The 12,162-nt window shown below is 70.3% G+C and carries 11 protein-coding genes; 10 read left to right on the top strand and 1 reads right to left on the bottom strand.

The window, feature by feature from the left end; all coding sequences use genetic code 11:
* Nucleotides 1-27 precede the first annotated feature (27 nt).
* From IPN47_04675 to IPN47_04645, 7 genes are all read left to right on the top strand, one after another.
* Nucleotides 28-453 carry a response regulator gene (locus tag IPN47_04675; GenBank protein ID MBK9407341.1) on the top strand — a complete coding sequence of 142 codons (426 nt, stop codon included), beginning with the start codon at nt 28-30 and terminating at the stop codon, nt 451-453.
* Between the two features lie 361 nt (nt 454-814).
* Nucleotides 815-1,477, top strand: coding sequence for an LON peptidase substrate-binding domain-containing protein (locus IPN47_04670; protein ID MBK9407340.1), 663 nt, complete (start codon nt 815-817; stop codon nt 1,475-1,477).
* Nucleotides 1,474-2,892 carry an FAD-binding protein gene (locus IPN47_04665; protein ID MBK9407339.1) on the top strand — a complete coding sequence of 473 codons (1,419 nt, stop codon included), beginning with the start codon at nt 1,474-1,476 and terminating at the stop codon, nt 2,890-2,892. The genes IPN47_04670 and IPN47_04665 overlap by 4 nt, the downstream gene beginning before the upstream one ends.
* A complete protein-coding gene (locus tag IPN47_04660; GenBank protein MBK9407338.1) occupies nt 2,889-4,064 on the top strand; it encodes an FAD-binding oxidoreductase in 1,176 nt (391 codons plus the stop codon). The genes IPN47_04665 and IPN47_04660 overlap by 4 nt, the downstream gene beginning before the upstream one ends.
* Nucleotides 4,061-5,344, top strand: coding sequence for a 4Fe-4S dicluster domain-containing protein (locus IPN47_04655; protein ID MBK9407337.1), 1,284 nt, complete (start codon nt 4,061-4,063; stop codon nt 5,342-5,344). Before IPN47_04660 ends, IPN47_04655 begins: the two co-directional genes overlap by 4 nt.
* Before the next feature lie 12 nt (nt 5,345-5,356).
* The gene (locus IPN47_04650) at nt 5,357-6,061 is read left to right on the top strand and encodes an HAD hydrolase-like protein (protein ID MBK9407336.1); all 705 of its coding nucleotides are present in this window, start codon (nt 5,357-5,359) and stop codon (nt 6,059-6,061) included.
* Nucleotides 6,058-7,170 (top strand): folate-binding protein YgfZ, encoded by a 1,113-nt coding sequence (locus IPN47_04645; GenBank protein ID MBK9407335.1) that lies wholly within the window; start codon nt 6,058-6,060, stop codon nt 7,168-7,170. Before IPN47_04650 ends, IPN47_04645 begins: the two co-directional genes overlap by 4 nt.
* Nucleotides 7,171-7,321: 151 nt before the next feature.
* Here the strand turns inward: IPN47_04645 and IPN47_04640 are convergent, their stop codons facing one another.
* Nucleotides 7,322-7,516, bottom strand: coding sequence for a hypothetical protein (locus IPN47_04640; GenBank protein ID MBK9407334.1), 195 nt, complete (start codon nt 7,514-7,516; stop codon nt 7,322-7,324).
* 456 nt (nt 7,517-7,972) lie between these two features.
* On the opposite strand from IPN47_04640, the gene IPN47_04635 reads away from it, so the two are divergent.
* The 3 genes from IPN47_04635 (at nt 7,973) to IPN47_04625 (ending at nt 12,161) form a co-directional block, all read left to right on the top strand.
* On the top strand, nt 7,973-10,066 hold the full coding sequence (locus IPN47_04635) for a molybdopterin oxidoreductase family protein (GenBank protein ID MBK9407333.1): 2,094 nt from the start codon (nt 7,973-7,975) through the stop codon (nt 10,064-10,066).
* A 92-nt stretch (nt 10,067-10,158) separates the two neighbouring features.
* Nucleotides 10,159-11,637 (top strand): magnesium chelatase, encoded by a 1,479-nt coding sequence (locus IPN47_04630; protein ID MBK9407332.1) that lies wholly within the window; start codon nt 10,159-10,161, stop codon nt 11,635-11,637.
* Between the two features lie 5 nt (nt 11,638-11,642).
* The gene (locus IPN47_04625; protein ID MBK9407331.1) at nt 11,643-12,161 is read left to right on the top strand and encodes a GNAT family N-acetyltransferase; all 519 of its coding nucleotides are present in this window, start codon (nt 11,643-11,645) and stop codon (nt 12,159-12,161) included.
* Nucleotide 12,162 lies beyond the last annotated feature (1 nt).

The raw sequence follows: 12,162 nt of genomic DNA, 5'->3' as shown, positions 1-12,162 counted from the left end.
GACTGGCAGGGATGCCAAAGGAAATGCATGGACATGGATGCCGCGGTTCGGACGCACGTGCACCGAGTGCTGATCGTCGACGACGAGATCACCATTCGCATCGCCTTGCGACGGTTCTTCACGCGATTGGGATGGTCCGTCGAGGAAGCCTCGAACGGGGAGAGCGCATTGCACCTGCTCTCGAATGATGCCTCGCAGGACGAAGCGCCGCGCTTCTCCGTGGTGGTGTCCGACTTGCGCATGCCGGGCCTCAACGGCATGGAGATGTACGACCAGCTCAAGGTGCGACACCCCGACGTCCTGCGCCGCCTGATCTTCTCGACCGGCGACCTGGTGAGCGAGGAGGCCGCGACGTTCGTGCGCAACACGGACTGCGTCGTGCTGCAGAAGCCCTTCGAGCTCGCGGCATTGCGCGAGGTCGTGGAGCGCGTGGTCGCCGCCGACCATCCCTGAGCCGAACGCGCCGCGGATCTCGTCAGGCAGCCTGACTCGCCCGCGGTGCGTCGCCGCTGGCCGACCGCGCTGACGGATTGGCCGCGCGGCTCCGGCAAACGCACCCCTCGGGCCAAACTCAGCACAGCGACCGGGGGCGCCTCGTCACCCGTGAGGAGTCGCGCGCTTCCCGTCGCGCGCTGCGTACCGGCGCCGTCTCCGCCCCTCGACGGTCACGCGGGCGCCCCCACGCCGCACGCCCGTCGGCAGGACGCCGCTCCACCCGCGGGCCGGCCGCCGCGACGCGTCGATCGTCTGACCCGCTCGCCCCGGATCACCCGATTCCCGTGGATGGGTGTCCGGTGGTAACATGATCCACCCCATGACGTCGTCCCGCCGCCTCCCGATCTTCCCGCTCCCGCTCGTGCTCTTCCCGCGAGCGACCCAGGCGTTGCACATCTTCGAACCGCGCTATCGGCAGCTCCTCAGCGACTGCCTCGCGGGTTCGGGGGAGTTCGGGATCATCTGCCGCACGCCGGAGGTGGCGGAGCGGGAGATCGCCCCGGGGACGGCGGGCTGCATCGCGCGAATCGAGTCGGCGCAGTCGCTTCCGGACGGGCGCTCGAACATCGTCGTGACGGGTGACGGGCGCTTCACGCTCGACGCGTTCGTGGACGACGCGGCGCCGTACCATGTGGCGCGCGTGACGACGTTCGAGGACCACGCGGAACCCGGCCTCGAGGCCGCCCCGGTGGCCCAGCGGCTTCGCGAGCTGTTCGTCCGCGTGGCGCGCGCCGCGCGTTCCCTGCAGGACGACAGCACCGCACTCCCCGACCTCCCCGATTCGCCGGCGGAGTTATCGTTCGCGATCGCCCATTTCATCGACCTCGACCTCGCCGACAAGCAGCGCCTGCTCCGTTCGCGCTCGCCACGGGAGCGGCTGCAGCAGCTGGACGAGGTGCTGGCGCCGATCGTCGAATCGATCGAACTCCGGGCGCGCGTCCACGCACGCGCCAAGGGCAACGGGCACGGGGCGCACGGATGAATCGCGAGTCGTTAGGCCGGACGCTGGCCGCCATCGTGGGTGAGCGCCAGGTGCTGCAGCGCCCGAGCGAGCTACTCGTTTACACCTCCGATGGGCTCCCGGGGTATCGCCATCACCCGGCACTCGCCGTCTTCCCGCGCACGCGCGACGAACTGATCGCCGTCGTCCGCCTGCTCGCGCGCGAACAGGTCGCCTTTGTCCCGCGCGGCGCCGGCACCGGACTCTCGGGTGGGGCGCTCGCCGAGGGCACGGTCCTGCTTGGCCTCAACCGGCTCACGCGCGTGGTGTCGGTGGACGCCGAGAATCGGCTGGCGGTGGTGGAACCCGGGGTCGTGAACGTGCACCTGACGAGGGCGGTCGCGCCACTCGGCCTGCACTACGCCCCCGACCCGTCGAGCCAGGCCGCGTGCACCATCGGCGGCAACGTGGCCGAGAACGCGGGGGGCCCGCACTGCCTCAAGTACGGGGTGACGCTCAACCACGTCGTCGCGCTCACGGTCATCCTTCCCGACGGCGAGATCGTCTCGTTAGGGAGCGCCGATGGCGAGGTGCCCGGCTACGACCTGCTCGGCACCTTCGTCGGAAGCGAGGGATGCTTCGGTGTCGCGCTCGACGTGACGGTGCGCCTGTCGCGCAATCCGCAGGCGGTGCGCACGCTCCTCGCCGACTTCACCAGCCTCGACGCCGCCGCGCGCGCCACCTCATCGATCATTGCCGCCGGCATCGTACCGGCGGCGCTCGAGATGATGGACCAGGCCACGATCGCGGCGGTCGAAGCCTCGATCTATGCCGCCGGCTACCCGGTGGATGCCGCCGCCGTCCTGCTGCTGGAGCTGGACGGACTGGCCGCAGGCATCGATGAGGACGCCGATCGGCTGCGGACCATTTGTCTCGACGGTGGGGCGCGCGAGGTGCGCGTCGCGCGCGACGAGGCGGAGCGCACTCGGCTCTGGCAGGGACGGAAGAAGGCGTTCGGCGCGATGGGACGCGTCTCGTCGCACCTGGTGGTGCAGGACGCCGTGATCCCTCGCACGCGGTTGCCGGAGGTGCTGCGCGCCATCGCCCGCATCGGCGAACGGGAGCAGCTCACCGTGTGCAACGTGTTTCACGCCGGCGACGGCAACCTGCACCCCAATATCCCGTACAACGCCAACGACCCGGAGGAGAGCGCGCGCGTCCACCGGGCGATGAAGGCGATCATGCAGACGTGCGTCGACGCCGGCGGCAGCGTGACCGGTGAGCACGGCATCGGACTCGACAAGCTGGACTACATGCCCCTCATCTTCACCCCCGAGTCGCTGGACGCGATGTGCCGATTGCGCGACGCCTTCGACCCGGAGCGACGTGCGAATCCGGGGAAGGTCGTCCCGGTGCACTCCTGCCGTGAGTGGATGCAGACCCCGGTGCTCCGATGACGGCGTCCGATGCATCCCCGGTTCACGCCGGTGCCCCGCGCGATACCCGCGATGTCGCCGACGCCGTGCGCGACGCGGACGCCTCACGGACGGGGTTACGCATTCGTGCCGGTGGCACCTGGATGGAGGCCGGCACGCCGGTCGCTCCGGGACTGCGCACGCTCGATGTGGGAGCCCTCCGCGGCATCGTGGAGTATGTCCCGGGCGACCTGACCCTGACGGCGCGCGCGAGCACCACGCTCGCCGAGATCGACGAGGCGACGCGGCCGCACGCGCAGTGGCTCCCACTCGACCCGTTCGCCGCACCGGGCGCCACGCTGGGCGCGACGCTGGCCACCGCGTCGTGGGGGCCGCTGAGCGGGTCGATCGGCCTCCCGCGCGACCTCACGATCGGCCTCGAGTTCGTGGACGGGCGCGGCATCGTGGTGCGCGGTGGCGGTCGCGTGGTGAAGAACGTCGCCGGCTTCGACCTGGTGCGGCTGACGGTAGGCGCCTGGGGGACGCTCGGCATCATCACCGAGGTGAGCGTGCGCCTGCGCGCGCGACCACCACGGGAGTGTACGCTCGCCCTCGACGCTCCGCGGGCGCCCGAAGCGCTGGCCCCGCTCCTGCGCACGCTGCGCGACGCCCCGCTCACGCCGCTGGCACTCGAGCTGGTCGATGGGGCGCTCGCGCGGCGGCTCGACGTCGGGAACGAGGCGACGATCCTGGTGCGCCTCGCGGGGAATGACGCCGCGCTCGCCGCGCAGCGAACGCTCGTGGAATCGTTAGGGATCACGCACGAGGTTCCCACCGAGTGCTGGGGGCGGCTGCAGGGATCGTTGCCACCGGGCGCGTATACCATCCGTGCCTCGCGACGCCCCTCGGAACTGGCCGCCCTCTGGCACGACCTGGGACGCTGCGTCGCCGTCATCCCGGGCGCGTATCGGCAGGCCACGCTCGAACGAGGGATCGTTCGGCTCATCGTCCCCGCCGACGCCGCCCTTGCGCTGCACGGGCAACTGGCGGGGCTCGCCGAGCGTTGGCATCTCATCGGGGAGCAACTGCCGGCTGAGAGCTGGGGACTGCTCCCAGGCGAGGCCAACGCGCGCCTCGCGTCGAACGTGCGCCAGGCATTCGACCCACGGCACCTGCTGAACCCCGGACTCGTGACTCCCGCTTCGACGGCATGAGCAGCGTCCTCCCGACGACTCGCCCCTGCGCCATCCCGGACACGCCGCTTGCACGGGCGTTGCCGGGAATCGATAACTGCGTCCATTGCGGCTTCTGCCTGCAGGCGTGCCCGACGTATCTGGCGCTCAACGACGAGAACGACTCTCCCCGCGGACGCATCGTCCTCATGCGCGCCCTGGTGGAAGGCGACCTTGCCCTCGACGACCCCTCGGTGCAGACGCACATCGATCGCTGCCTGGGGTGCCGCGGATGCGAGAGCGCGTGCCCGAGCGGCGTCCCCTACGGCCAGCTGCTCGAGGCCACGCGCGCCACCATGGCGATGCAGCGCCCGCTCCCGCTGGTGGCGCGCCTCATCCTCGGCGTCTTCGCGCGCCCGTGGGCGCTGCGCGTGGCACTCGTCATGGGGCGACTGACACGCGCCGTGGGACTCTCGCGCCTCCTCTCCGGCCTCGACGGTCGACTGGGCTTTGCCTTCGCGATGTTGCAGTCGACGGAGCCACCCGTGGCGGCAGGGCGCTACGCGGCTCGCGGCGACGGATCGCGCGGCACGGTGGCCGTGCTGCACGGCTGCGTCATGGAGGGGCTCTTCGCCCACACCAACCGCGCTACCGAGCGCGTGCTGACCGTCAACGACTACCGCCTGGTGGATGCGAGGGGCGAGGGGTGCTGTGGCGCGCTGCACGCGCACGCGGGTGACGTCGAGGCGGCACGCGCGCTCGCCAGGCGCAACATCTCGGCCTTCGAGGCCTCCGGCGCCGACCTCGTGGCGGTCAACGCCTCGGGGTGCGGCGCGATGATGAAGGAGTACGGGCACCTCCTGCAGGATGATCCGACCTGGCACGCGCGCGCCGTCGCGCTGGCCGCGCGCGTCCGCGACGTGAGCGAGCTGCTCGCCGCGGCCGGCCCGAAACGCGGCGGGGCGCTGCCGCTCTCGGTCACGTACGACGCCCCGTGCCACCTCGTGCACGCCCAGCGCATCACCGCGCCGCCGATGGCGGTGCTGGCGGCGATCCCGTCGCTGGCGCTCACCCCGCTGGCCGACGCCGATCAGTGCTGCGGCAGTGCGGGGATCTACAACCTCGTGGAACCCGAGACGTCCGACGCCGTGTTGGCCCCCAAGCTGGCGCGCATCGCCGACACGCGCGCGGCGCTCGTCGCCACGGGAAACCCGGGGTGCCTGATGCAGATCGGCGCCGGGCTGTCTCGCAGCGGGAGCGCCACCCGTGTGGTGCACCCGGTCGACCTGCTCGACGCCTCGTACGCGCGGCGCGACACCTAACGTGCGACGCCGATGCCTCATCGAGTGATTGATGCCGTGCTGATGGAATTCGACGGGGTGCTGGCCGATACCGCCGCCGCGCGCCGTGACGCCATGCTGACCGTGCTCGCCGAGGAGGGGATCACGCTGTCGCACACGGACTATCGCGATCGCTGCGCGGGGCTGCCGACCCCTGAGGCCGTGCGTGGGGCGCTGGCACGCTGTGGCGTGACGCTGGACGAGACGGGGGTCGAACTGCTGGCGCTGCGCGTCGATCGCGCCTTCACCGCGCACGTGAGCAAGGGGTTGATGCTCGCCGATGGGGCACGCGAGGCCGTGGAGCGACTGGCCGCGCGCGCGCGACTCGGCATCGTGACCCGTGCCGGACGCCGCGATGTGGAATTCGTCCTCTCGCTCGCGCAGCTGGATCACCTCTTCGCCTGCGTGATCGGGGCAGAAGACGTCTATCCCGCGAAGCCGTCCCCCGCCCCATATCTTGCCGCCATGCGACGACTGGAACGCCGTCGCCCGGTTCCGAGCGATGGTGTGGTCGTCGCGCTGGAGGACTCGAGCCACGGGATCCGATCGGCCCGTGGGGCGGGGCTGCGGTGCATCGCGGTCGGAGACCTCCCCGCGCACGTGGCGATGGAGGCCGAGGCGGTCATTCCCGCCATCACCAGGCTCGACATCGCCGCCATCGAGCACCTTGTTGCCCGCGGGGGAGAACGCTTCGCATGAGCCACGATCCATCACCGCCAGGCGCAACGCCTCCGGAGCCAGCGCCTGCCGCTGCAGCGGCTTCGGCCATCGACGCCGTCCGCGACTACGGCGACGTCGCGGGCGAGTACTCGGCCCTTCGGCACGACCCGGCGCACGGACCGGTCGGTGGCGCCATCCTCGTCGACCGCTCGTACCGCTCGCGTGGGACCTTTGCCGGGCCGAAGGCGCGCGACGTCATCACGGGGCTCGTCACCAACGACGTGCTGGCGCTCGCCCCCGGCGCGGGGTGTTACGCGGCCGCCCTGACGCCGAAGGGGAAGATCCTGAGCGACGCCCGCATCCTCGTGCGTGACGACGACGTTCTCGTCGACGTGCCGCCGCGTGCCGCCGCAGGATGGTGGGGGATGGTGCGCAAGTACGTGAACCCACGCCTCTCGCGGTATGCGGACATCACGGCATCGACCGTGGACCTCAGCGTGTACGGGACGCGTGCCCACGCTGTCGTAGCGGCCGCGCTGGGGGTGCCGTGGGAGTCACTCGCGGACATGGCGCCCTTTGCCCACCGACAACTCGTGGCGCTGGGGCACACGTTGCAGCTGATCCGCGTCCCGGACCTGCAGCTCGAGGGATTCGCGATCATCGCCCCGATCGCCGCGCGCGACACGCTCTGGGCGTCGCTCCGCGCGAGCGGCGCGCACCCGGCCGGACTCGACGCCTTCGAAATCGCGCGGATCGAGGCGGGGCGTCCGGAGTGGGGGATCGAGATGGACGACGCCACACTGGCGCAGGAAGCCAACATGGAGGAGCTCCACGCGGTCTCGTTCACCAAGGGATGCTACACGGGACAGGAGACGGTCGCGCGCGTGCACTTCCGCGGGCATGTCAACCGTCACCTGCGCGGCCTTCGCTTCGATGAAGCGCACATGCTGACGCGCGGGAGCGGGCTGCGCGACGCGGCGGGCAAGTCGGTCGGCGACGTGCGCAGCGCCGTCATTTCGCCCCGCTTGGGGGGCGTGGCGCTGGCGATGGTCCGGCGCGAGATCGAGGTCGACAGCGAGGTCGAAGTCGTCGCGGCCGAGTCGACGGTGCGGGCGAGGGTCGTCGCGCTGCCGTTCCCGCTCGGCTAGGGCACCTTCGACCGGGCACCGGCGCCCGGGGTACCACAACGCTCGTTAGGCCGCCAGACGCCGTGCGGCAGCACGGGGGTGTCGCACGGTACAACGAAAGCGGGCGCGACCTCGAAGGTCGCGCCCGCTCCTGCTCACCGAGGGGTGAGAGTTAGTGCTTGGTCGTGTCAGCAGCCGAGTCGGTCTTCATGCCGGTGTCAGCCGGGGCGGCAGCAGCGCTGTCAGCCGGAGCCGGAGCCGGGGCCATGGCCGGGGCGGCCGTATCAGCGGCCGGGGCGGCCTCTTCCTTGGCGCCGCCGCAAGCGGCGACGAACATGACGGCGGCAGCGAGAGCGATACGCTTCATTGCAGATTCTCCAGGGGACGGGGGAAAGGAAAAAACAAGAGACAGCCGGACAACAAGACCAATGCGTCTTTGGCCAGTCCGGCCGCAGCACGCCGCGCTCTCAGCTTCCGTGCAATCAGGAGGTTGTCGACTGCGTCGTGCGCCTGGATGCAGTCAAAGGGTCGAGACATCCCACGGGGATTTCCGCCCGCCTCCCAACAGCGCAGTGAATTTATGTCTTCGGGCGCAGTAGTCAAGTGCGGCGGACGACTCAAGTCATGACGTGGCAACATGTTTCCCCATCACCTTTACCGCCGGAATCGTTGAATCCCTGTCAATCGCGAACGGCATACTGACCTCGCGCCCGACGGATACTGCGCGAGCGGGCGTTTTCTCCCGTGGGCCCCAGTGCTACACTGAGCGGGCCGGCGCAGGCCCCTCTCGCCCCGGTAATGACCACGTTCTCCCTCGCGTCCCGTGATCAACGCTGAGACGAGCGCCGCGACCGACACGATCGTCCGCGGCGCATGCCCGCACGACTGTCCCGATACCTGCGCGACCCTCGTGACCGTGCGCGACGGGGAGGCGATCCGGATCCAGGGCGACTCGGAGCACCCCTTCACCGCTGGGTTCCTCTGCGCGAAGGTGAATCGCTATCTGGAGCGCACGTATCATCGCGACCGGCTCACGCACCCGCTTCGCCGGGTGGGCCCCAAGGGTGAGGGGCGATTCGAGCAGGTCTCCTGGGAGGTGGCGCTGTCGGAGATCGCGCGCCGCCTAGCCGAGATCGCGAACTCGCCGGATGGCCCGCAGGCGATCCTGCCGTACTCGTACGCCGGGACGATGGGGCTGCTGCAGGGGTCGAGCGTGGACCGGCGCTTCTTTCACGCGTTAGGCGCCTCCCGCCTCGACCGCACCATCTGCGCGACCGCTGGCCGGGTGGGGATGATGATGACCGTGGGCGCCAATATCGGCGCCGATGGCGAAGGGGTCCCCGAATGCGACCTGGTCCTCCTCTGGGGGACCAATACGCTCACCTCCAACCCCCACCTCTGGCCGCACATCCTCAAGGCACGGGAGCGGGGCGCCCACGTCGTCGCCATCGACCCGGTGCGGTCGCGCACGGCGGAACAGTGCGACGAGTGGTTGGGGATACGCCCCGGGACTGACGCGGCGCTCGCGCTGGCGATCATGCACGTCCTGTTCGCCGAGGGGATGCAGGACGACGACTATCTGGCCCGCTACACCTTGGGCGCCGACGAACTGCGCGAACGGGTGCAGGAGTGGAGCCCGGAGCGCGCCGCCCCCATCACCGGGCTCGACGCGAGCACGATTCGCGACCTTGCGCGCCGCTACGGTCGGGCGCGCTCGGCCTTCGTGCGGATCAACTACGGCCTCCAGCGACACGCCGGCGGGGGGATGGCGGTGCGCACCATTGCCTGCCTCCCGGCGGTCACCGGGCACTGGCGCCACCCCGGTGGCGGCGTGCAACTGTCCACCAGCGCGAACTTCCGCTTCAATGCCCAGGCGCTGGAACGCCCCGACCTGCATCCCGACGTCCGGACCATCAACATGATCCGGCTGGGCGAGGCGTTGACGACGCCGGACGCCGGCGTGGGGGGGCCACCGGTGCGGGCGCTCGTCGTGTACAACTCCAACCCCGCGGACGTCGCCCCCGACCGCAACGCGGTCCTGCGGGGCCTCGCGCGCGAGGACCTCTTCACGGTGGTGCTCGAACAGTTCCAGACCAACACCGCCGACTGGGCCGATTTCGTCCTCCCGGCGACCACGCAGCTGGAGCACTGGGACGTGCACCTGGCCTATGGCCATCACTATGCGACGCTCAACCGCCCGGCCATCGCCCCGTTAGGCGAAGCGAAGCCGAACACGGAGGTCTTCCGGCAGCTGGGACGGCGAATGGGTCTCGACCCCGCACTCTTTGAGGACGACGATGAGCAGCTGGTGCGCGTGGCGCTCGATTCGACGCACGAGCGCATGCACGGGGTGACCTTCGAGCAGCTCATGGCGCACGGGTGGGTTCGGCTAAACATCCCCTCGCCGTACACGCCGTACGCCAACGGCGGCTTCCTGACGCCGAGCGGCAAGTGCGAGTTCCGGTCGGCACGCCTCGCGGCGATGGGGCTCGACCCGCTCCCGACGTACACGCCGCCGTACGAGCTCCCCGAAACCGCCCCCGAACTCGCCGCCCGCTTTCCGCTCTCGCTCATCTCGTCGCCGCGGCACTACTTCCTCAATACGACGTTCGTGAACGTCGATTCTCTGCGGAAGCGTGCCGAGCCGGAGTGCGTGATGCACCCACGCGACGCGGAGCGGCGGGGGTTGGTGAGCGGACGCCGTGTGGTGGTGCACAACGACCGTGGGCACTTCGCCGTGGTGCTGCGCGTGGACGAGGGGGTGCGCGAGGGGGTCGTGTGGGCGCCGTCGATCTGGTGGGGGAAGTTCTCGCCCGACGGCCAGAATGCGAACGCGACGACGTCGCAACGTGAGACCGACCTGGGGCACGGGCCGGTCTTCTACGACAACCTGGTCGAGGTCAGCGCGACCGACTGACGGCGCCGCGACGAGGGGGGGGCGAACAGGGCGCTCGAACTTCCCCCCGTCGCCCGGTGTTGTAGCTTCGACCCTTCTCCTCCGGAGCTCCCGTGTCCTCGCACGCCCTTCCCACGACCCTCGGCGCCCTCAAGGCCCATCCGCTCGGCGAGCGTAGCCGCGTCCTTCGATCGGTGAAGGACGAACTGCGCGAGAATCTCATCGCGCGCATCCGGGCCGGTGGCACCCTGTTCGACGGGGTGATCGGGTACGAGGACACCGTGATGCCGCAGATCGTGAACGCGCTCCTGGCGCGGCACAACTTCATCCTCCTCGGATTGCGCGGGCAGGCCAAGTCGCGGATCCTGCGCGCGCTCGTCACGCTGCTGGATGAGAAGATGCCGATCGTGGCGGGGAGCGAGATCAACGACAATCCCTATGCGCCGATCTCGAAGTACGCGCGGCAGCGCCTCGACGAGATGGGGGACGAGACGCCGATCGCGTGGGTGGAGCGCGGCAATCGCTATGTGGAGAAGCTGGCGACGCCTGACGTCACGATCGCCGACATCATCGGCGACGTGGATCCGATCAAGGCGGCGCGTGGCGGTCACATCCTGTCGGACGAACTGACGATCCACTACGGGATGCTGCCGCGGGCCAATCGCGGGCTGTTCGCGCTCAACGAACTCCCCGACCTGGCGGGCAAGGTGCAGGTGGGGTTGTTCAACATCATGCAGGAAGGCGATGTCCAGATCAAAGGCTATCCCGTGCGCCTTCCGCTCGACGTGCTCCTCTGCTTCACGGCCAATCCCGAGGACTACACCGCGCGCGGCAAGATCATCACCCCGCTCAAGGACCGCATCGGCAGCGAGGTGATCACGCACTATCCCGAGACGGTCGCGCTGGGGATGCAGATCACGGCGCAGGAGGCCTGGACGCAGCGCGACGCGCTCCCGGTTCGCATTCCGGAGTTTGTCGCCGAGGTGATCGAGCGCATTGCGTTCGAGGCGCGCACCGACAAGCGCATCGACCGGCGCTCCGGGGTGTCGCAGCGCATGCCGATCTCGGTGATGGAGAGCGTCGTGTCCAACGCCGAGCGACGCACGTTGCGCCTGGGGGGGACCGAGATCGTCCCGCGCATCTCCGACCTGTACGCCGCGCTGCCGGCCATCACGGGGAAGATCGAGCTGGAGTACGAGGGGGAGCTGGTCGGCGCGGCCAACATCGCGCGCGAGCTGATTCGCCGGGCCTCCGACGCCGTCTTCCGCGACCGTGCGGGGGGGGTGAACGTCGATGACATCATCCTCTGGTTCGAGGATGGGGCGGCGTTGCAGGTGACGGACGACGTGGATGCCGGGACGCTCGCACGCGCCTTCGACGTCGTCCCCGGGCTCGTGGCGCTGGTGCATCGCGTGGGGCTCGCGCCGGCGAAGGATGACGGCTTCACCTCCGCGGCCTGCGAACTCGTGCTCGAGTCGCTGGTGGCGCGCCGCAAGATCTCGCGCTCCGATGCCGGGCACTACGGACGCGCGCCGCAGGAACGTCGTCCTCGCGGCGGGCAGCAGGAGTTCGGGGGCGGACTTTCCGCCTGACGCCGGTGACGACCACCCGTCGCGCCGCCTCCCCGCGCCCGGCCACGCCGGTGGTCGTGCGCGCGGCGACGGTCGAGGACATGGACGTGGTGGTCGGGTTGCGGCTGGAGTTGCTGCGGGAGGAGCGCCGAAGCCCGCTCTTTGCCCGGCCGCGGCGGGACCTCGCGGCGCTGACGCGTGAACTGACCGCCACACAGCTGACGGCGCGCACCGAGGTCACGCTGCTGGCGCACGACGGCGAGGAAGCGGTCGGGCTGCTTCGCGTCTCCGTGTCGCGGGGCGCGCGCCTGGTGCACCCGACGCGCTACGGCTTCATCACCTCGGCGTTCGTGCGGGCCTCGCACCGGCGGCGCGGGGTGTTGCGCCTGCTGCTGGCCGAGGCGGAGTTATGGTGCCGAACGCACGGGCTGCGCGAGGTACGCCTCCACTGCACGATCGAGAACGTGGAGGGGAATCTCACCTGGGACGCGCTCGGCTATGCGCCGGCCGAGGTGGTGCGTCGCCGTGTACTCCCCACGGACTAGT

The sequence above is a fragment of the Gemmatimonadota bacterium genome, from assembly GCA_016719105.1.
Lineage (GTDB): Bacteria > Gemmatimonadota > Gemmatimonadetes > Gemmatimonadales > Gemmatimonadaceae > SCN-70-22.
Note: the sequence above shows the minus strand (reverse complement) of the source record. Positions and strands in the feature narration are given on the sequence as shown.